At 39.4% G+C, this 18,630-nt stretch carries 23 protein-coding genes and 1 riboswitch; of the genes, 19 read left to right on the top strand and 4 right to left on the bottom strand.

The window, feature by feature from the left end; all coding sequences use genetic code 11:
- Window positions 1–76: 76 nt before the first annotated feature.
- Complete coding sequence (locus tag JOC33_RS12050) at window positions 77–469, bottom strand: sporulation protein (protein WP_205092770.1); 393 nt, start codon at window positions 467–469, stop codon at window positions 77–79.
- A 425-nt stretch (window positions 470–894) separates the two neighbouring features.
- On the opposite strand from JOC33_RS12050, the gene JOC33_RS12055 reads away from it, so the two are divergent.
- Window positions 895–1,329, top strand: a complete 435-nt coding sequence (locus JOC33_RS12055; protein WP_205092771.1) for an NUDIX domain-containing protein — start codon at window positions 895–897, stop codon at window positions 1,327–1,329.
- 35 nt (window positions 1,330–1,364) lie between these two features.
- Here JOC33_RS12055 and JOC33_RS12060 read toward each other — a convergent pair whose 3' ends face one another.
- Window positions 1,365–1,532 carry a hypothetical protein gene (locus tag JOC33_RS12060; RefSeq protein ID WP_205092772.1) on the bottom strand — a complete coding sequence of 56 codons (168 nt, stop codon included), beginning with the start codon at window positions 1,530–1,532 and terminating at the stop codon, window positions 1,365–1,367.
- 103 nt (window positions 1,533–1,635) lie between these two features.
- Window positions 1,636–2,544 carry a homoserine O-acetyltransferase MetA gene (gene metA / locus JOC33_RS12065; RefSeq protein ID WP_205092773.1) on the bottom strand — a complete coding sequence of 303 codons (909 nt, stop codon included), beginning with the start codon at window positions 2,542–2,544 and terminating at the stop codon, window positions 1,636–1,638.
- Between metA and JOC33_RS20360 the strand changes: the two genes are divergently transcribed.
- From JOC33_RS20360 to JOC33_RS12155, 18 genes are all read left to right on the top strand, one after another.
- Window positions 2,531–2,884: a hypothetical protein gene (locus JOC33_RS20360; RefSeq protein ID WP_239534214.1), complete on the top strand. Its 354-nt coding sequence runs from the start codon at window positions 2,531–2,533 to the stop codon at window positions 2,882–2,884. The genes metA and JOC33_RS20360 overlap by 14 nt on opposite strands.
- Window positions 2,885–3,022: 138 nt before the next feature.
- On the top strand, window positions 3,023–3,349 hold the full coding sequence (locus JOC33_RS12075) for a YnfA family protein (protein WP_205092774.1): 327 nt from the start codon (window positions 3,023–3,025) through the stop codon (window positions 3,347–3,349).
- A gap of 215 nt (window positions 3,350–3,564) precedes the next feature.
- A complete protein-coding gene (locus tag JOC33_RS12080; protein ID WP_205092775.1) occupies window positions 3,565–4,059 on the top strand; it encodes a GyrI-like domain-containing protein in 495 nt (164 codons plus the stop codon).
- 17 nt (window positions 4,060–4,076) lie between these two features.
- Window positions 4,077–4,508 (top strand): cytidine deaminase, encoded by a 432-nt coding sequence (locus JOC33_RS12085; protein WP_205092776.1) that lies wholly within the window; start codon window positions 4,077–4,079, stop codon window positions 4,506–4,508.
- Window positions 4,509–4,541: 33 nt separating this feature from the next.
- Window positions 4,542–4,904 (top strand): VOC family protein, encoded by a 363-nt coding sequence (locus JOC33_RS12090; RefSeq protein ID WP_205092777.1) that lies wholly within the window; start codon window positions 4,542–4,544, stop codon window positions 4,902–4,904.
- A gap of 82 nt (window positions 4,905–4,986) precedes the next feature.
- A riboswitch (SAM riboswitch) is annotated at window positions 4,987–5,102 on the top strand.
- Window positions 5,103–5,241: 139 nt separating this feature from the next.
- Window positions 5,242–6,270, top strand: a complete 1,029-nt coding sequence (locus tag JOC33_RS12095; RefSeq protein WP_205092778.1) for a methionine ABC transporter ATP-binding protein — start codon at window positions 5,242–5,244, stop codon at window positions 6,268–6,270.
- On the top strand, window positions 6,260–6,922 hold the full coding sequence (locus JOC33_RS12100) for a methionine ABC transporter permease (protein WP_205092779.1): 663 nt from the start codon (window positions 6,260–6,262) through the stop codon (window positions 6,920–6,922). The genes JOC33_RS12095 and JOC33_RS12100 overlap by 11 nt, the downstream gene beginning before the upstream one ends.
- Window positions 6,923–6,933: 11 nt before the next feature.
- Complete coding sequence (locus JOC33_RS12105; protein WP_205092780.1) at window positions 6,934–7,770, top strand: MetQ/NlpA family ABC transporter substrate-binding protein; 837 nt, start codon at window positions 6,934–6,936, stop codon at window positions 7,768–7,770.
- 489 nt (window positions 7,771–8,259) lie between these two features.
- Window positions 8,260–9,135, top strand: a complete 876-nt coding sequence (locus tag JOC33_RS12110) for an ABC transporter permease subunit (protein ID WP_205092781.1) — start codon at window positions 8,260–8,262, stop codon at window positions 9,133–9,135.
- Entirely contained in the window at window positions 9,132–10,160 is a 1,029-nt protein-coding gene (locus tag JOC33_RS12115) for an ABC transporter permease subunit (RefSeq protein WP_205092782.1), read from the top strand. The genes JOC33_RS12110 and JOC33_RS12115 overlap by 4 nt, the downstream gene beginning before the upstream one ends.
- Before the next feature lie 100 nt (window positions 10,161–10,260).
- Entirely contained in the window at window positions 10,261–11,244 is a 984-nt protein-coding gene (locus JOC33_RS12120) for a LacI family DNA-binding transcriptional regulator (RefSeq protein ID WP_205092783.1), read from the top strand.
- A gap of 197 nt (window positions 11,245–11,441) precedes the next feature.
- Entirely contained in the window at window positions 11,442–12,728 is a 1,287-nt protein-coding gene (locus JOC33_RS12125; protein WP_205092784.1) for an ABC transporter substrate-binding protein, read from the top strand.
- Window positions 12,729–12,789: 61 nt separating this feature from the next.
- Window positions 12,790–13,665 (top strand): carbohydrate ABC transporter permease, encoded by an 876-nt coding sequence (locus tag JOC33_RS12130; RefSeq protein WP_239534167.1) that lies wholly within the window; start codon window positions 12,790–12,792, stop codon window positions 13,663–13,665.
- A 2-nt stretch (window positions 13,666–13,667) separates the two neighbouring features.
- The gene (locus JOC33_RS12135; protein ID WP_205092786.1) at window positions 13,668–14,510 is read left to right on the top strand and encodes a carbohydrate ABC transporter permease; all 843 of its coding nucleotides are present in this window, start codon (window positions 13,668–13,670) and stop codon (window positions 14,508–14,510) included.
- A 46-nt stretch (window positions 14,511–14,556) separates the two neighbouring features.
- The gene (locus JOC33_RS12140) at window positions 14,557–15,996 is read left to right on the top strand and encodes a glycoside hydrolase family 32 protein (RefSeq protein ID WP_205092787.1); all 1,440 of its coding nucleotides are present in this window, start codon (window positions 14,557–14,559) and stop codon (window positions 15,994–15,996) included.
- A gap of 147 nt (window positions 15,997–16,143) precedes the next feature.
- Window positions 16,144–16,599, top strand: coding sequence for an SRPBCC family protein (locus JOC33_RS12145; RefSeq protein ID WP_205092788.1), 456 nt, complete (start codon window positions 16,144–16,146; stop codon window positions 16,597–16,599).
- Window positions 16,600–16,695: 96 nt separating this feature from the next.
- On the top strand, window positions 16,696–17,154 hold the full coding sequence (locus JOC33_RS12150) for a pyridoxamine 5'-phosphate oxidase family protein (RefSeq protein ID WP_239534168.1): 459 nt from the start codon (window positions 16,696–16,698) through the stop codon (window positions 17,152–17,154).
- The gene (locus tag JOC33_RS12155) at window positions 17,151–17,825 is read left to right on the top strand and encodes an HAD family hydrolase (RefSeq protein ID WP_205092789.1); all 675 of its coding nucleotides are present in this window, start codon (window positions 17,151–17,153) and stop codon (window positions 17,823–17,825) included. The genes JOC33_RS12150 and JOC33_RS12155 overlap by 4 nt, the downstream gene beginning before the upstream one ends.
- Here JOC33_RS12155 and JOC33_RS12160 read toward each other — a convergent pair.
- Complete coding sequence (locus JOC33_RS12160; protein WP_205092790.1) at window positions 17,822–18,622, bottom strand: alpha/beta hydrolase family protein; 801 nt, start codon at window positions 18,620–18,622, stop codon at window positions 17,822–17,824. The two genes, JOC33_RS12155 and JOC33_RS12160, sit on opposite strands and share 4 nt — an antisense overlap.
- Window positions 18,623–18,630 lie beyond the last annotated feature (8 nt).

The following is an 18,630-nucleotide window of genomic DNA, read 5'->3' on the forward strand; positions in this document are numbered from 1 at the left end:
TTGGCTGGTGTTAAAAAGGTTAAAAATATAAAAAAACCGGGGAGATGGAAATTGACTAATTAAGTTTTCTTAATATTCAGCTTTGACGAGTGATGACTACTTCATCATGGTCAAAGCTTTTAACATCATTCTCAAACACAAGTTTTGTCTGTAAATGATAGGTTCCCCTACCATCAGAAGGTGAAAGATCATGAGGTAAATCATATTGGAATGGGATCACTTTTTGTTCATTTGCTTTCATCATGTGAGACATCAATACCGTTGTGACGACCTCAATCACTTCAGGCTTTTTACCTGGGGTGGTTTTTACAAGATCACACTCTAAGCGGTTGATTTTTTGTTTCATCCATCCTCCGTGTAGTTGAAAGAATCCAGATATTTCTTTGCCTGGCTTATATTCATCGTTCTCTAATACCAGATCAACTTTCGGTGAACCGAAGTTTATTAGACTCAACATTTTTGTAATCATAAATGTAGGCCCCCTTGATTTTTCTTTGAAGATAAACTAACAGCAATTTCTCTTATATACTGAACAAAAAAGACCTTCACCAATTGTCTGGTAAAGGTCTTGGGAAAATTCACTTATACCTTTACCATCATCGGCAAAGGTCTCGCAAACAACATTCCTGTTGCCAGTTAAGCCGGTGATGAAGATCACGTAATGTCGACATAACTGTAAGCTACTCCCCTTTGGAGTGGTATTAAGTTTTGAATCGCTAACTGTAAAATTATCATAGCTGATGATTGAGAGAAGGTCAATTACTTTTTATGCACTATAAGAAACCTTAACTTTGTTAAAGGGTTAAAGATAAGTAAAACTTAGGCTTTTGGCGAAAAGCCAAGTTGTCCTGAAAAATTTTGAGCACATCATTTGATTAGAAAAGGATGATAACCATGAAAAAACTGTCAGCCGGTCTAGTGTTAACTGATGGGGAAAAGTTCCTTGGGTGTCATTCCACAGGTAATTGGTTCTATGATTTACCGAAAGGGGAGGTTGACTCAGAAGAAGAACCACTTGCATCTTGTATCAGGGAAGCAAAAGAGGAGACTGGAATAGATGTACCAAGTGATGAGCTGATTGACCTGGGGGAATTCGAATACAACCAGAAAAAGAATCTTTATTTATTTGTATGGAAGGTGGAGAAACTGCCTTCCACCGAGAGAATGCACTGTACCACTTACTTCACCCACTACTATACGGGAAAAGAAACCCCGGAAGTGGATGGCTACAAGTACATTCCTTTTACAGAAAGTCAGCAATATACGACTAAAAACATGGACAAAGTTCTTCAAAAAGTATTTGAAGAAATAAAGAAACGGACGCTATAAAAAAACCTGACTTTTTACGTCAGGCTTTGCTGCAGTTATTCTGGTCTGCTTGAGTCATATTCATCATAAACCAGTCTGGTGACTTTTGTGGATTCTCCCTGTTCGATTTCAGACTTAGTTGCATTTTCACCATAAGAGTCTTCCTCATTGGAAGTCGGGGCAGCCTTCTTGTCTGTCAGTTGGCGTTTTGTTTTTCTGTCCATTTCTTTCACTCCAAGGTAGTTTATTTCTATTAATATGTGCTCATCAGGCACATTCTATTAGAAAGCCTTCACCTGGCATACAGACAGGTGAAGGCAGTTTGTTCTAATCCCATTTATATGGGGTTTTCTGGTAGACATAATAGTTCAGCCAGTTCGAAAAAAGTAAGTAAGCGTGAGAACGCCATCTGTTCAATGGTTTTTCGTTTGGATCATTTCCTGGAAAATAATCCTTTGGTATATCGGGGTCGATTCCTTTTTTCCGATCCCGGTTGTATTCCTCGCCAAGTGTATCGGCATCATATTCTACATGCCCTGTTACCATGACATGTTTTCTGTCCTTGGACACAATCGTTAATGGCCCAGCTTCTTTGGAGGTGGTGACAAGGGTGAGATCCTGATGGGACATGATTTCTGTTTCTGAAATGTCAGTGTATCTGGAGTGGGGAGCAAGAAATTCATCATCACTTCCCCGCACCAATTCTATATCGGGAGTTAGCAGTCGGTGCTTAAAGAGACCGGTACGCTTTTTGGCAAGTCGGAATTTCTCGATACCATAATGATAATATAGAGCAGCCTGCGCTCCCCAGCAGATGTGCATGACTGAGGTCACATGGTCTTTCGTCCATTCCATAATTTCGGTAAGCTCCTCCCAATAACCGACTTCCTCAAACCTCATCAGCTCAACAGGGGCCCCGGTGATAATCATTCCGTCATAGCGGTGGTTTTTAATGTCGTTGAAGTTTTTGTAAAACTGTTCCAAATGGGACTTGCTAACATTTTTCGATTCATAGGTAGCAGTATGTAAAAATTCAACATTAACCTGAAGCGGAGAGTTACTGAGCAGACGAAGCAGCTGTGTCTCTGTCCGCTGTTTTTCGGGCATCAGATTGAGAATTAGTATATTCAAAGGACGGATATCCTGTGTGACCGCCCGTTCCTCTTCCATGATAAAAATGTTCTCCCTACTCAATATTTCCCCTGCTGGCAGGCTTTTCGGTATGTTGATTGGCACACAAGGTTCCCCCTTCACGATAGATAATACCCCCATTATAGCTACGTATTTCCATATCGGCAACGGAAAAAATCCAATTATTGAATGGGGTAAAGTGCTTATACACAAGCTATGCCATGAGGTGATGGAAATGAACAAGAAGACGAAAAAGAAATTCGAATTCCCGACTGAAACAAATACCCACAGCAGCATTGGTGTACAGGCAGGACTGAGATCAGACCAGCCCCTGGATGCAGAAGACAGCCTTGAAGGAGAATCTGTGGATAAGCATGAGAAATTAGAAGCCGCCAACGAAGAAATTGCAGCAAAAGAAATTTCCCAGGTTTATAACAACTCATAATAACTGGGCATTCCATTTTCTGGTTCTCCCGGGGTGCTTTCGGAAGCACCCCGGGAGAACCAGATTTATCCAGAATTTAGGCATCCCGGGGCGGTTGTGTTACCTTCTAATTAGGCAGTTAAGTTGGGAGGGGAATGTATGATGTCGGTTATTTTTTTATTTTTGCTTGCTGGATTGGCGGAAATTGGTGGCGGATACCTGATTTGGTTATGGCTGAGAGAAGGAAAGCCATATTATTGGGGGCTCATGGGTGGCTTGTCGTTAGCATTATATGGCGTCATCGCTACGTTCCAATCCTTCCCCTCATTTGGACGGGTCTATGCAGCCTATGGAGGAGTGTTCATTATTCTGTCGGTACTTTGGGGATGGGGAATAGACAGGAAAACTCCAGATACATATGATTGGCTTGGCGCATCGATCTGTCTGGTTGGTGTGGCAGTAATGCTATGGGGGCCAAGGCATTGACAATCAAGAATGGGGCATGATTGCCAATGTGACACGGCAAATTACTTATTTTCAAGGTATTAATGCGTCACTTTGTTTTAAAAGAAAAAGTCGTTTGTTGGTTGTACACACTACATTGCGACAACTTAAGATAAGGGACTTATTTTCAAAAATGCAGCAGGTGTCTGGTACATCTAGCGAGAAATAATTAAGGTGAAAAAAGTTGTTGGGAGGGAATGTGTGTGTATTATGAAATTGTTAAGCTTCCTGCCTACCGTGCTGTTGGGCTGAAGTGGGAAGGGCCTTATTCTGAGGTCAGCAATTTGAAAAAAACAATTCATGAAATGAGTCAAAGGGTAGGGGAATTGGAGCATGCGGTTGAACCGGACGTTCAATTAGGACTCTCTTATCATCTTATTCCTGACGGTTTTGTCCATTATTCCACTTTCGAAGTCAACGAAGACCAGGACGTGCCGCAAACTATGGCAGAAATAAAGGTACCTGAAATGACGTACTTGAAAGTTAAGCATGAAAAGGGTCAGGATATCGGTCTTACCTACACGGAAATTCACCGGTGGTTTAAGGAGGAAAATGAATATACTCCATTAGAGGAAGAAGGTACAACATATTATGATGATCTCCCGATAAAACATGAACGCTACCCTGTGGACAGGGATTTAACTGATCCTCATTTTGAAATATTAATACCATTGCAGAAAAGACAAGTGTAACAACGGGGGGATCTTATATGCTACATACAAAACCATTAAACGAAAATGATTACGAACTGATTAAAGCGGCAGAGGAAGTTATCGAAAAAAATTATCATTACGGTCGGCATCATATTGGTGCTGCGGTCCGGACTAAGTCCGGCAGTATATATGCGGCTGTGCACCTTGAGGCCAATGTCGGCAGGATTGCAGTCTGCGGAGAAGCAATGGCATTAGGTAAATCCATTTCTGAAGGTGAGAATGAATTTGAAACAATTGTCGCAGTCGCTCACCCCCATCCAGATGAAAATATAGAATATTGCTGGGTTGTCGCCCCGTGTGGGATGTGCCGGGAACTCATCAGTGATTACGGTAAGGATACCGAAGTCATTCTTTCATACAATGGTGAAAATGTTAAATGCAATATAATGGATCTGATTCCTGAAAAGTATACGAGTGATGTCGAATAAAAAATGGCTGCATAGTGTAAAGGAGGACCCTTGATGATACTTGGTTTGCATCATGCGCAAATAACTATCCCGAAAGGTGCCGAAGAAAAGGGGAAACATTTTTACTGTGAAGTATTAGGTTTACCTGAAATTGAAAAGCCAGTCTCCCTTCAGGGGAGAGGCGGCTTTTGGCTGCAAGTGGGGGATAAAGAGGTTCATGTCGGAACGGAAGAAGGATTCGATCGCTTGCAAACAAAAGCACATCTCGCATACCGGGTAAATGATATTTCCATTTGGAGGAAGAAGCTTGAAAAAGAAAACATAGAAATCTTCGACTCCGTGCCTATTCCTGGTTATGACCGTTTTGAATTCAGAGATCCTTTCGGCAATCGAGTAGAGATGATCCAGCTACTTTGAAAATTTATGTCGAAAAATAAATTGACAAGTCGCCCAGCCTGTATTATGATGTGCAGTATCCAATTTAATACGATAAACATTCTTCTTATCTAGAGAGGTGGAGGGACTGGCCCTATGAAACCTCGGCAGCGGAACTGATGGAAAACATCAGTAACTGTGCCAATTCCAGCACGTGCAAATGTACGTGACAGATGAGAAGAGACGGTTTCTGATATTATTCAAAACCCCTCTTCTTATTTTTTAAGAAGAGGGGTTTTTTCTTGGCTCTTTTATAAAGGTTTAACTAAGGCGTCATCACGCTTGTCTTCGAATTTTTAACATATCAGGGGGGATTCATATGATTGATTTTCAAGGTGTCTCAAAAGTATACGAGCATAACGGAAATGATTTACGAGCAGTAGATCAAGTCGACTTGACAATTCAGAAGGGAGAAATCTTTGGTGTCATCGGGTTTAGTGGTGCAGGAAAAAGTACCCTGGTACGGCTGGTCAATTTGCTGGAGGTCCCATCAGAGGGCAGAGTACTCGTTAATGGAGAAGATCTTACAAGGCTTCCGAAGCCGGAATTGCGTAAGGTTCGAAAACGTATCGGAATGATATTCCAGCATTTTAACTTACTGGAGTCTAAAACTGTCCGTCATAATGTCGCTTTTCCACTATCGATAGCGGGTACGCCGAAGAAGGAAATCAATAAAAGGGTGGAAGAAATTCTGGACTTTGTAGGACTGACAGATAAAGCAGATCAGTACCCGGATGAGCTTTCCGGTGGTCAGAAACAGCGTGTCGGGATTGCCCGGGCACTGGCGACTTCCCCTGACATACTACTGTGTGACGAAGCGACATCTGCACTGGATCCGGAAACAACGAAGTCGATATTAAAGCTGCTTCGCCGGGTGAGGGATGAATACGGCATTACCATTTTGATGATTACCCATGAAATGAATGTTGTCCGAGAGGTTTGCGACCGGATTGCCGTGATGGAAAGTGGCCGGGTGATTGAACAAGGATCGATTTTTGATCTGTTTTCCAACCCGCAGCATCCGACTACAAAGAACTTTGTACGTACAGTAATGGAAAATGAAATTCCGGCATCAATTCTGGAGGGGATTGAAAAACGAGGTGCCAGCCGACATATTTACCGTGTGACATTTGTGGATGAAAGCGCGGGACAACCTGTTCTGTCTCAAATAGCGAAAAAATTTGCAGTCGAAGTAAATGTATTGTTCGGGCAAATTACCGAGCTTCAAGGCATTCCTTTTGGTCATCTGGTTGTTGAACTTCAGGGCGAGGATAAAGAAGTCTTAAAGGCAATCGATTATATCCAGCGTACAGTTACCGTACAGGAGGTGAAAGCACATGCAGGTTGATTTGATGGAATTTTGGCCGAGAATATTACAAGCTACGAACGAAACATTGCTGATGGTGGGAATTTCACTGCTTGCAGCGACAATCATCGGACTGCCATTAGGTATTTCATTGGTGGTCACAAGAAGCGGCGGACTTTTGGAAAATAAAGCATTTTTTCGGATACTCAATTCTGTAGTCAACTTTTTTCGTTCGATCCCATTCATCATTCTCCTGGTGGCAATATTGCCGCTCACAAGGCTGATTGTCGGGACATCCATCGGGACAGCAGCAGCGGTCGTCCCTCTCGTTATTTTTTCAGCACCATATATTGCCCGGCTTGTCGAAAGCAGTCTGCTGGAAGTAAAAAGCGGCGTTATCGAAGCGGCTGAAGCAATGGGAGCAACACCTTGGCAGATAATCTTCCGTGTGTACATACCAGAAGCACTAAGCTCGATGGTACTGAATCTGACAATTGCGACCATCGGACTGGTCGGGGCATCTGCAATGGCTGGTTTTGTCGGCGGTGGCGGTCTTGGCGACCTTGCGATTGCTTATGGCTATCAGCGTTTCGAAACAGATATCATGATCGCTACGGTATTATTGCTCGTATTAATTGTCCAAATCACTCAGACTATTGGAAACATATTATCAAAAAGAATTCGCAGACAGTAGGAGGAAACAACATGAAAAAATTAATCGTTTTATTAAGTATATTACTTACCTTTAGTGCAGTGCTTACCGGATGTTCCGGAAAAAGCGATGCTGCCGGTGAAGAAATGAAAGTGGTCAAGGTTGGCCTGAATGGTTCTGGGGTGCCGATTTGGGAAAAAATCAAAGAAAAAGCTGCAAAAGAAAATATTAAGATAGAAATGGTGGAATTCTCCGATTATGTGCGTCCGAATCTGGCACTTGCTGCTGGAGACATTGATTTGAATGCGTTCCAGACAGTATCCTATTTTGATGCCTTCATTAAAGAACGTGATTTGGACCTTGCTCCAATTGCGACAACGCTGATTGCTCCAATGGGTATTTATTCTGAGAAGTATAAAGATGTCAGTAAGATCCCAGAAGGTGGTACAATTGCTCTGCCTAAAGAAGCTACCAATATGGGAAGGGCACTGCTGCTTCTTGAAAAATCAGGACTTATTGGACTGCCGGAGAATTTTGATGGGAATGGAGATTTAAGCAAAATCACGAAAAATCCTAAAAATCTTAAATTCGAACCGATTGTTGCTGCCCAGACCCCACGAGTTCTGCCTGACGTAGCTGCTTCTGTCATCAACAATGGAGTCGCTGTCGAAGCAGGCTTCGTACCAGTCGAAGATGCTATATTCATAGAGGATGATACTGCTACCCCTTACATCAATATCATTGCCGCCCGTGCAGATGAAACAGACAAAGAAGTCTACCAAAAAATCGTAGAAATATATCAGGAAGAAGATGTGGCCAACCATATTCGTAAAGTCTTTAATGATTCTTTGATTCCAACGTTTGTTCCATTGGAAAAAATCGGCTGGTAAAAAAGTTTTTCAAAATCCAGTAATGCGATTATCGCATTACTGGATTTTTTTTATTACAGGACACTATCAATGGAGGGTGAGCAAGGCGCTTACGCTTTTGTTTCATCCAGCTTCAGCGCCTACCCCCTCGAGGTCTTAAGTCAATCCTCTCTGTGACAAAAACCGTCACGGCGAGGCTTGTCTTAAGCTGGTCGGGGGTGAGCAAAGCGCTTACGCTTTTGTTTCATCCAGCTTCAGCGCCTACCCCCTCGAGGTCTTAAGTCAATCCTCTCTGTGACAAAAATCGTCACGGCGAGGCTTGTCTTAAGCTGGTCGGGGGTGAGTAAGGCGCTTCCGCTTTCGTTCTTAAAAGTCGAAATTTTCAATAAGATGGTTCCCTTTGTCGAGGAAATTTTTGTATACTAGTTAGGAAGCACTATCTAACTTGATTACATAGTTTTATTAAATAATTGTTTAGTAGAAATTGGTGATATATCCAGGGGGGGGATTATGGTGAAGTGGGGTACATATCTTTTGAATGAAATTTCAAAACCCTTATTTTTAGTTGTAGGTATTTTTATAGTGAGTATTTCACCGCTTTTTATGTCAGTTGAGGGTTTTGTCTTGCCTAGTCTTGACGTTATCAAGCGCGTATTTGAGCAAATGAGCCAGCCAGGATCCTTAATTTATATCAATCCGACCTCAGGGGTCGAAAGAGATTTATTCCCGATTGTCTTTAAGGCTTTCTCCAGCTCCATGAGCGTATTAGGAATGGCTCTTTTATTATCCTTTTTGGTTGCCCTTTTAGGGACAATTCTCCTCTGGAGGGCTCCTGAAAAAATATACAAAATGTTCGTTTCGTCTTCGACTTTTTTGCAGAGTATACCTGATGTAATATATGTGGTTGCTGCCCAAATGCTTATTGTCTGGGCATATCAGGAGACAGGTGTTAAGTGGGTGAGACTGTCAGGTGCTGCTGATGAAGAGGCACTCGTAATGCCTGCTCTTATTCTCGCTATTTTGCCGACCATGTACTTTTTTCAATCGATGTTGGAACTTGTCGAAGAGGAAAGGAAAGAGCCGTACTTTGATCTTGCAACAAGTAAAGGATTGACCAAGCCTGTCATCTTATTGAAGCACATTCTGCGTAACATGTTCGTCAGGCTTGCCTACCAGGCAAAATACCTGATCAGCATCATGGTCAGTAATCTGTTGATTGTAGAATACCTGATCGGTAACTTTGGAATGACCTCCTTTTTGCTGACGTATTCTCAGCCCCCTGTATTCTTTGTTACGGCTATATTATTTTTCGGACCCATCTATTTATTTCTTAAAATGGTTGAACTTGCATTGTATATCTCCACAAAGCAGGAGGTCTCCTTATGAAAGCGATTTTTAAACAGCCACTATTTTGGCCGGGAATCATCTTTATAGTCGTGATGCTGACAGCAAGCTTCATCCATATGATTTTCTTTGACTCTGTCATACCTCAGACGCCTTTTTTGTACGACAGTGACGGAAATCTGGTAGGGGCTCCGTTCGCTCCATTCGAACATTCGATATTGGGGACTGATTCAAATGGAAGCCATCTTCTTTATTTTATTTTAGAGGGAGCCAAATTTACGATATTAGGGGTCTTGGCAATTACATTTGTCAGCTTCTTTGTCGCATTTCTTATCGGAGTGCCTTTGGGATTCCGCTACAAAAGAAAAGCTACAATCATGGAGAATACTTTTTCCGTACTGTATTTTATTCCTGCCTCCCTGATTTCGTATATCTTTTTGAAACCATTATTGTGGATGCCAATGGGGGGGTTTCCTACCAGTCTTACCTATCGGCTGACAGTGGAAGTTCTTGTCATTAGCGCACTTTTGATACCTCCGGCAGCAATTCTGATTGCTAATGAAACTAGTGTCATCCTGAAAAAAGAATTTGTGACCTCAAGCCGAGTCCTTGGTGGAAGGTTCTTTCATGTTTTTCGGAATCACGTACTTCCACATTTAAAAATTAACTTTGCTACATTGATGACCAGACAGGCCATTCAAGCAATACTAGTGACGACCCACTTAGGTATCTTCCAGTTATATTTTGGTGGCACTCAACTGGGGTATGGCCTGGGCGGCGGCCCCCCTGTACCGACTACCAACGACTGGGCATCAATTGTCGGTATGTATTATGACACCCTTCAGTTAAACTCCCGATGGCTGGTTGGTGTACCTCTCTTATTTCTTATTTTGTTCATCCTGTCGCTAATGGGAATTGCTCGAAGTATAAAAAATGTCATGAAAATCGACAAAAGAAAATCCGCCCTGCCCATAAAAGAAGCGGTTGTAGAAGACACAACTGGGCAAATAAAGCCTGCCGCTTTCCAAATGGTTCATAGAAAAAAGGCACAAAATGATAATTCATAATAAAGACTTCGTTTGTGTTTTACTCCTCACATTTTTATAATTATGCTAATGTCTAATTTTTTTCATTTTACCAGAGTTTGCAGAACAGGAGGAAAAAGAAATGAAACCGAAGATAGCAGATGTGGCCAAAGTTGCAGGGGTATCACCAACCACGGTTTCGAGAGTTTTAAATAATCGTGGTTATATAGGCGAGGAAACGAGGGTTAAAGTTCATAATGCAATGAAAGAGTTGAATTACTATCCAAATGAAGTCGCAAGATCATTATTTATAAGAAAAACTTTTTTAATTGGACTTATTTTTCCTACAACAAGTAACCCTTTTTATGGACAGCTAATTTTCCATATTGAAAATATTGCGGCCGCTCTAGGTTACAAGGTTTTATTATGCAATAGTCAAGGGAGACAAGATAAAGAGAAGGAATATTTGGAGATGCTTCAGCGAAATCAGGTAGATGGTATTATAGCTGGAGCTCATAATAAAGGTATTGAAGAATATGAAAAACCGAATTTACCGGTAGTAGGAATCGATCGCTATTTGTCTTCAGCTATTCCTGTAATTTCTAGCGACAATTATGATGGGGGAAAACAAGCAACGCAATTATTAATTAGAAAAGGATGTATAAAAATAATTCATATTAATGGACCGATTTCCCTTGAGACCCCTGCGAACTTGAGGCGGAAAGCCTATGAAGATGTAATGATCAAACATAATTTAACACCAATCACCTATGAAATGGAAACCTATGGTACGGACAATAGCGAAATAATCAAGCGGTTGTTTGATGAAAACCCTGAGGTTGAAGGTGTGTTTGCAAGTGATGACATAATTGCCTCACAAGTAATTAAAGAAGCAAAGTCAAGAAATTACAATATACCAAGTAAACTTAAGATCATAGGATATGATGGAACAGAAACTAAAAAGTTAATGATGCCAGAACTAAGTACAATAGAACAACCTATAAGCCGAATTGCCGAAAAGGCAGTTGAGCTTTTAATAAAACAAATTGATAGTGAATGGGATGGTGCGCCGCTGGAAACAAAGTTGCCTGTTAAATTAATAGACAGCGATACTACAAAAAAATAAATTTCTTTTGACAAAAATGTATTAAAATAAAAAAGACAAAATTTTTTTAAAATTTATGTCAACCGGTTGACATATGAAACCGGTTGACATATCATAATTTTCATAGACATATTTAAAAAGGGTTACTCTTAAAAAGTTGTATAGGAGTTGTCGAGCTTTCTTGGAAATATGGGGAATATCAAAGGGGAGGAACAAGAATGAAAAGAATCAAAATTTTAATTGTCTGTATCTCCATGTTAATGATCATTACAGCTTGCAACAGTGAGGGTGCTTCCTCAAGTGGTAACAAAAATGAAGTTTCCATTTGGGTCCATACCTCTGAAGAGACTGCTGAAGGCAAAGCCATGCAAAACATTATTGACCGATTTAATAAGGAATACGAAGGAAAGTATTCAGCACAAATTGAGTTTATTCCAAGAAGCGGAAGTGGAGGAGGATATGAGGATAAAATTAATGCAGCACTTACAACGAACACTCTGCCTGACGTTTTAACATTAGATGGACCTAATACAGCAGCTTATGCCGAATCAAAAATTATAGCCCCAATTGGTGAATATATAACAAACAAAGACGATTTGCTCCCGAGTATTATTGAGCAGGGCACCTATGAAGGTAAACTGTATGCTGTTGGGTATTCGGAGTCAGGAGTAGGGGTTTTTTATAATAAAAAAATGCTAAAAGAAGCCGGTGTTGATTTATCTACCCTTCCAACCGTAGATGACCCTTGGAATTGGAAACAATTTATGGACCTATGTGAAATATTAGTTAAAAAATATGATAAACCTGCAGTAGATATGGGATTGAATGATAAGAGTGAATGGCTGATGTATGCATACACACCTTTTTTATGGTCTCAAGGTGGGAGTATCCTTAATGAAGAAAAAACGAAAGCGATCGGTTATTTTAATAACGAAGATGCTGTGAAAACTATGAACTTTATCCAGGACATGATAGATAAAGGCTACACTACCAAAACTCCTGTTGAAAAAGCTTTTCAAACTGAAGTATATCCAATGAAATTCACTGGTTCTTGGACAATTGCCGAAATGGAAAGTAGTTATCCTAAGGTAGATTACGGGGTTATGCCATATCCTACTTCCCCAGAAACGAATAAACTTGTTTCTCCATCTGGTTCTTGGCAATATGCCATGTCAGCTACAACTGAGAAAGATAAGGCAGCAGGTGCATTAATTGATTTCATGACTTCGACTGAATCTTTAACAGAGATTGCTTTAGCTAATAGTGTTCTCCCTGCTGCTCATTCAGTAGTTGAAAAAATAAAAGATGAAGTGTCACCACAAATGCAGGTTTTAATTGAGCAAAACGCAAAAACTGCACATGCTAGACCAGTATTACCTGAATATCCTCAAGTTAGCCGGGTATTTCAACAAACGATAAGTGCTGTTACATATCCTGAGGAAAATGAAAATGTACAAAAATTGTTAGATGAACAAGCAGCAAAAATTGATCAAGCTTTAAAATAAAAGAATGGTAATCCGGCTTGGTAATGATCCAGGTCGGATTCTTTTAAAGGAGTTATCACCAATGAAACGTATAAATCTAAAGGAGAATCTGGTAGCATACTCTTTTATGTCCCCTGCGCTAATCTTATTAGGAACTTTTTTATTACTACCTGCACTTATGGCTGTTTATTATGCCTTTACTGATTATTATCTATTAACGCCTCAAGACAAAAAGTTTATTGGATTAGAGAATTTCGTTCAACTGTTTAATGATCCCGTGTTTTTACAAAGCCTAAAGAATATATTCATATTTGTAATCTGCGTAATTCCTATTCAAGTGGGTGCAGCCCTTGGATTGGCCCTCCTTATTAATAAAAATAGAAGGGGAAACCTGTTTTTTAAAGTAGCTTACTTTTCTCCAGTAGTACTTTCTTTAGTTGTCATTTCGGTGCTTTGGTTATACTTACTTAATCCCTCAGATGGTATGATAAATGCCATTTTAGAAAAGGTCGGAATAGAGCCGCAACCTTTCCTGACAAGTCCCGACCAAGCTATGTATACCATTGTTTTCGTTTCTGCTTGGCAGGGTGCGGGTTATCAAATGTTGATTTTCTTAGCCGGCCTTCAAAATATACCTTCAAGCGTTTATGAAGCAAGTAAGATTGATGGTGCAAATAATTGGCAAAATTTTCTCCATATAACTCTGCCACTATTAAAACCTACCTCAATTTTGATAATGATTACCACCCTTATAGCAGCATTCAAATTGATTATTCAGCCAATGGTAATGACGCAAGGAGGCCCAATGAATTCGACAATGACACCAGTTTATTATATTTACCAAACCGGCTTCTCAGATAGGTTGATTGGATACGCGAGTGCTATGACAGTTGTTTTCGGTATACTGATTGGTATTGTTACGATAATTCAAAGTAGGATATCCAAGGAGGATGAATAATAATGAGCAAGCCAATTAAAAAAGCAATTGAATATTTTTCCTTAACCACGCTGGCTTGTATATTTATTTTTCCTTTGATTTGGATGGTAGCATCTTCAATGAAACCTGAATCAGACATTTATCTTGATATGGGAACAATACAATCATTACTTCCTTCCTCACAAATTTCTCAATGGTTCCAAACATATATGGAATTGTTTTCAAGATTTAATATTCAACAATATATTTTTAACAGTATTAGTTATGCAGCAGTTATCACTTTTGGTTCAATTATTGTCAATGCCATGGCAGGGTATGCGTTCGCAAAGTTTGATTTTGTCGGTAAAAAAATATTGTTTTGGTTATTGATTGCTTTATTAATTGTTCCGGTCGAAACACTGATTATTACTCAATTCACTGTGGCTCATGATTTAGGAATATTAAATACAAGATTAGCTGTAGTTTTACCGATGATTGCTAACATGTTTTTTATATACCTCTTTACAAACTTTTTTAAGGCTGTGCCAGATGAAATTGTTGAATCCGTTAAATTAGATGGAGCTAATAATTGGACAATTTTTTGGAGAATCGTTTTACCTATGTCCAAGCCAGCAATTGCCACGGTCGGAACGTTATCTTTTATAGCTAGCTGGAACGATTACTTGTGGCCGCTGATGGTGTTAACAGATACCGAAAAATTTCCGTTGCAAGTTGCCATAACAAATATTAATTCAACTCCACCAGTTTATACAAACCAAGTGATGGCAATTCTCACTATTTCCACGATACCATTAATAATTGTTTATATCGTAGCTCAAAAATATTTAATGCAAGGTTTAGGGGGCTCCGGTACTGGTATTAAATAATCTTAATGTAATTTATTGATGAATTAAATGGAGGTACTTGACAAAGATGAATACTAATTATTTACAAAATTTTAGACCTTATTTGCACTTTGCACCAGCGAAAAATTGGATGAACGACCCAAATGGATTAGTGTTTTTTGAAGGAGAATATCATTTGTTTTTTCAGTATAATCCTAATGATAGTGTTTGGGGGCCGATGCATTGGGGGCATGCTATCAGCACTGATTTGATTAAGTGGGATGAAATGGACATTGCGTTATATCCAGATGAGCTTGGTACAATATTTTCAGGGAGTGCTGTAGTAGATTGGAATAATACTACTGGCTTCTTCCCCGACGAACCCGGACTGGTTGCTATTTTCACGCATCATTTGGATAAAGGTAGGGATAGCATGCCTAAGCAATCACAGAGTTTAGCCTACAGTCTAGATAAAGGTAGAAGCTGGACAAAATATTGTCACAACCCAGTATTGGAAAGCGAAAAAAAAGTTGATTTCAGAGATCCTAAAGTTTTTTGGCACGAAGAATCTACGAAATGGATTATGGTATTAGCCACTGGACAGACAATTTCCATTTATTCTTCTCCAAATTTACTTGATTGGCAGTTCGAAAGTGAGTTTGGTGATGGAATTGGGTCCCATGAAGGGGTGTGGGAATGCCCTGACTTGTTCGAGCTAAAAGTTAAAGACACAAATAATAAAAAATGGGTATTATTTGTGAGTATTGGTGATACTTCTTTAATAGAGGAAGGCTCACGAACACAATATTTTATAGGTGATTTTGATGGATCAAAATTTATTCCTGATGAAGAAAAATCAGAATTATTAGATTATGGAAGAGATAATTATGCAGGTGTCACTTTTTCTGATATACCTGAAAAAGACGGAAGACGTATTTATATTGGATGGATGAGTAATTGGAAATATGCCAATAAAGTTCCCACTGAAGGGTGGAGAAGTCAGATGACTCTGCCGAGAGAGCTTTCTCTACGAAAGCAAAGGAGCAAATTTAAACTTATTCAAGAACCTGTAAAAGAAATAGATTCCTATTTTCGTAATCAGGATTATTTCAATTATATAATTAAAAGTAGTAAAGGTCCAGAGAAGCTAAACATTGATGGGGCAAGTGTTGAAATGAAAATAGAATTTGAAACGTTAGATACTCATTTATTTAGCATTAACATAAATCATACAGAGGAAAAGTTTACATCCATAGAATTTGACTTAAGCGAGAAAGTAATGACTGTTGATAGAAAAAACTCTGGAATTACCAATTTTTCGGCGGCGTTCACCTATAAACAAATGCTAAAATTTGATTGTTTAGAAACTGTAAAACTTATTTTAGATTCGTCGTCACTCGAATTATTTCTTAATGAGGGGGAATATGCTTTAACTAGTCTAGTATTTCCAGATAAAATATGTGAATCAATCACTTTTTTTACACCAAAAGGATCCTTTAGTATGAAGGGAAGTTATGCTATAAGGTAAAAATATTCCTACTACGAGTCAGCGGTCTTATTTTAGACAGGCTGACTTTTTTTAAAATTATTTTTGAAAAAACTCAAGGTTTTTTCTGTGAAACGGAGAATGTATAACAGGAGTATTAAACAAGATTAAAATTAAGGAGCGTATGGTATGAAACGTGAAAAATCATTTACCTATACCATCTTTATTTCTACTACACCTGAAAAACTATGGAGTGCTTTAACAGAAGGAGAACATACAAAGCAATACTTCTTTGGAAGAGAAGTAAAGTCTGAGTGGAAGGAAGGAGCCTCTGTACTGTTTTTAAGAAAGGGTGGGGAATTGGACGTAAAGGGGGAAGTGCTTAAAGCTGAACCGTATAAATTATTGGTTATTACATGGAACCATCCTGAAGGCAAGACAGAGGAAGCTACTCAAGTGACCTACCGCCTTGATCAATGGAATGAAACAGTTAAGTTTACATTACTACACGAACACTTAACCAAAGAGGATTTTGCCGAGGAAAGCAAAACTTTTAAAGGACTTAATAACGGCTGGCCAGCTATTCTTAGTAATTTGAAAAGCTATCTGGAGACGGGAAATACCATGACTCCGATGGATATTTGAAAGAGTACAGAAACAGGGAATCTCAAATGAAATGCAGAAGGGAGTCCATTAAAAATTAATATTAAATAATGGATTTTTATAACCACTTAAGAAAGGATGTTGATTATCAAAGTAATCAGAGGTAATCGAAGTTTTGATTTAGATGAATTTCTTAAAAAACCATTATTCGCTCATCTTGCTACGAGTGAAAACGACGTTCCTAAAGAATCGCCTGTATGGTTTTATTGGGAGGATGAGTGTATCTGGATTATTGGTACTCCTTCCTATGATACTTTTCCAGGTAGAATTGAAAAGAACCCTCAATGTGCGATTGGAATCGTTGACTTTGATCATGAGACAGGCAAAGTGCTTCATGCAGGTTTTCGAGGGCATGCCACAGTGGAAAGATTTGATGCAGAGCTTGCAAAACGCTTATTGAGAAGGTATCTGGGCAATGATGAGAAGAATTGGGACCAGATGTTTAAGGACTTAGGAGACAGCAATATTCTGGTCAGGTTCGTTCCGGAAACTGTCGTTGTAAGAGATCAATCCTTCGAGCCGAGCTTCGGTAAATGATTAAAGCAGTCCTTTTTGATTTAGACGGGACACTGTTAAATCGTGCTGCTTCTGTGGAGCGGTTTATTTTTAATCAGTATGATCGGTTTCATGATAAATTTTCCCATGTTAACAAAGATCTCTACATAAGAAAGTTCATCGAGCATGATAACCATGGATACACGTGGAAGGACCAGGTGTATCAGCAAATGGTATATGAATTAGAACTATTTTCGGTGACATGGGAGGAACTGTTAGATGATTACCTCTCTCATTTCAAATATAACTGCGTTCCATTTCCTCACCTAATAGAGATGTTAGAAGCATTAAAAGGAATGAAATTGAAATTGGGAATCATCTCTAATGGAAAAGGACAGTTCCAAATGGACAATATAAAAGCATTAGGAATAGAGGTCTATCTTGACACCATTTTAATTTCCGAATGGGAAGGAGTTAACAAACCTGATCCATCAATCTTCCATAAAGCACTAAAGCAGCTGGCTGTTTCACCTCAAGAGAGCATTTTTGTAGGAGATCATCCTGAAAAAGATATAAAAGCAGCTAAAGAAGCAGGGATGATGGGTGTGTGGAAAAAAGATATACATTGGCAACAGGTCGATGCGGATTTTTCTATTGAAGGACTTGAACAAATCCCCATTATAATTGAAAGCAGTCTGACAGGACGATCCTAGTCAGACTGCTTTTGTTTCAATAACCAATTTACCCATTTGTTTTTCGTTGCTTGTCGCAATGCTTTTCCATGCCCAACTTCTGGTTCACTTATAAAGGTTGTTTTACTTGCTCCAATAATATGAAGTTTTTGATAAAAATTCACGGTATGAAAGTGCCGGATTGACGTATCGGATGTCCCATGGATAAGGAGAAGGTTCTTATATTTCAATTTATGTAGAAATTTCACAGGAGTTAAAGGATGCCTGCCATTAATGTAGGCATTCCATTCTTCTTTCTTTAAGTGGCGAAAAACATTCTCATGGCAACGTTTCAAATAAGGGTATAAGGTAGTCAGATCATCTTCCGGCATTGTTGGGACTGAATTCTGCATTTCTGGTTCTATAAGCGGACAAAAAGAGATAGCTGCATCTGCCAGTTCAGAGCAAGCTAATGCAGCAATTGCAATTCCTCCTCCGTAACTGTTCCCTATCAGTACAGTATGTTCGATATTCCAGATGATTTCTTCGTTCGTATTTAAATTCAATGTATGTCCACTTATCAACAATTCCATCCCTAATATTGCACTTTCATAAGAAGAGGAAGGTCCAAACTCACCATAGCTTTGCCAACTTCCGGGATAGCGGACCTGAAGAACGGTAAAACCCATTTCTGAAAGCGGCTTGCCCATATCCTCTGTACTTGGCTGATTGGGTAAGCCAGGAAGCCATACGATTCTGATATGGTTATTGTCAGCTGCATTGGGAAGATAGAGCTCTCCGAGAATTTCTTTGTGTCTTACAAAGGAAATCATGGTCATTTTCCTCG

The sequence above is a fragment of the Thalassobacillus pellis genome, assembly GCF_016908295.1.
GTDB lineage: Bacteria > Bacillota > Bacilli > Bacillales > Halobacillaceae > Thalassobacillus > Thalassobacillus pellis.

Excerpts from the sequence above, each read along its gene's own strand:
- JOC33_RS12140 (WP_205092787.1), top strand. The coding sequence starts at position 14,557 with ATGAATACTAATTATTTACAAAATTTTAGACCTTATTTGCACTTTGCA.
- JOC33_RS12060 (WP_205092772.1), bottom strand. The coding sequence starts at position 1,532 with ATGGACAGAAAAACAAAACGCCAACTGACAGACAAGAAGGCTGCCCCG.
- JOC33_RS12150 (WP_239534168.1), top strand. The coding sequence starts at position 16,696 with ATGTTGATTATCAAAGTAATCAGAGGTAATCGAAGTTTTGATTTAGAT.
- JOC33_RS12160 (WP_205092790.1), bottom strand. The coding sequence starts at position 18,622 with ATGACCATGATTTCCTTTGTAAGACACAAAGAAATTCTCGGAGAGCTC.
- JOC33_RS12105 (WP_205092780.1), top strand. The coding sequence starts at position 6,934 with ATGAAAAAATTAATCGTTTTATTAAGTATATTACTTACCTTTAGTGCA.
- JOC33_RS12100 (WP_205092779.1), top strand. The coding sequence starts at position 6,260 with ATGCAGGTTGATTTGATGGAATTTTGGCCGAGAATATTACAAGCTACG.
- JOC33_RS12120 (WP_205092783.1), top strand. The coding sequence starts at position 10,261 with ATGAAACCGAAGATAGCAGATGTGGCCAAAGTTGCAGGGGTATCACCA.
- JOC33_RS12135 (WP_205092786.1), top strand. The coding sequence starts at position 13,668 with ATGAGCAAGCCAATTAAAAAAGCAATTGAATATTTTTCCTTAACCACG.
- JOC33_RS12080 (WP_205092775.1), top strand. The coding sequence starts at position 3,565 with ATGTGTGTGTATTATGAAATTGTTAAGCTTCCTGCCTACCGTGCTGTT.
- JOC33_RS12155 (WP_205092789.1), top strand. The coding sequence starts at position 17,151 with ATGATTAAAGCAGTCCTTTTTGATTTAGACGGGACACTGTTAAATCGT.
- JOC33_RS20360 (WP_239534214.1), top strand. The coding sequence starts at position 2,531 with ATGTTGATTGGCACACAAGGTTCCCCCTTCACGATAGATAATACCCCC.
- JOC33_RS12095 (WP_205092778.1), top strand. The coding sequence starts at position 5,242 with ATGATTGATTTTCAAGGTGTCTCAAAAGTATACGAGCATAACGGAAAT.
- JOC33_RS12055 (WP_205092771.1), top strand. The coding sequence starts at position 895 with ATGAAAAAACTGTCAGCCGGTCTAGTGTTAACTGATGGGGAAAAGTTC.
- JOC33_RS12075 (WP_205092774.1), top strand. The coding sequence starts at position 3,023 with ATGATGTCGGTTATTTTTTTATTTTTGCTTGCTGGATTGGCGGAAATT.
- JOC33_RS12115 (WP_205092782.1), top strand. The coding sequence starts at position 9,132 with ATGAAAGCGATTTTTAAACAGCCACTATTTTGGCCGGGAATCATCTTT.
- JOC33_RS12085 (WP_205092776.1), top strand. The coding sequence starts at position 4,077 with ATGCTACATACAAAACCATTAAACGAAAATGATTACGAACTGATTAAA.
- JOC33_RS12145 (WP_205092788.1), top strand. The coding sequence starts at position 16,144 with ATGAAACGTGAAAAATCATTTACCTATACCATCTTTATTTCTACTACA.
- JOC33_RS12050 (WP_205092770.1), bottom strand. The coding sequence starts at position 469 with ATGATTACAAAAATGTTGAGTCTAATAAACTTCGGTTCACCGAAAGTT.
- JOC33_RS12110 (WP_205092781.1), top strand. The coding sequence starts at position 8,260 with ATGGTGAAGTGGGGTACATATCTTTTGAATGAAATTTCAAAACCCTTA.
- JOC33_RS12125 (WP_205092784.1), top strand. The coding sequence starts at position 11,442 with ATGAAAAGAATCAAAATTTTAATTGTCTGTATCTCCATGTTAATGATC.
- JOC33_RS12090 (WP_205092777.1), top strand. The coding sequence starts at position 4,542 with ATGATACTTGGTTTGCATCATGCGCAAATAACTATCCCGAAAGGTGCC.
- JOC33_RS12130 (WP_239534167.1), top strand. The coding sequence starts at position 12,790 with ATGAAACGTATAAATCTAAAGGAGAATCTGGTAGCATACTCTTTTATG.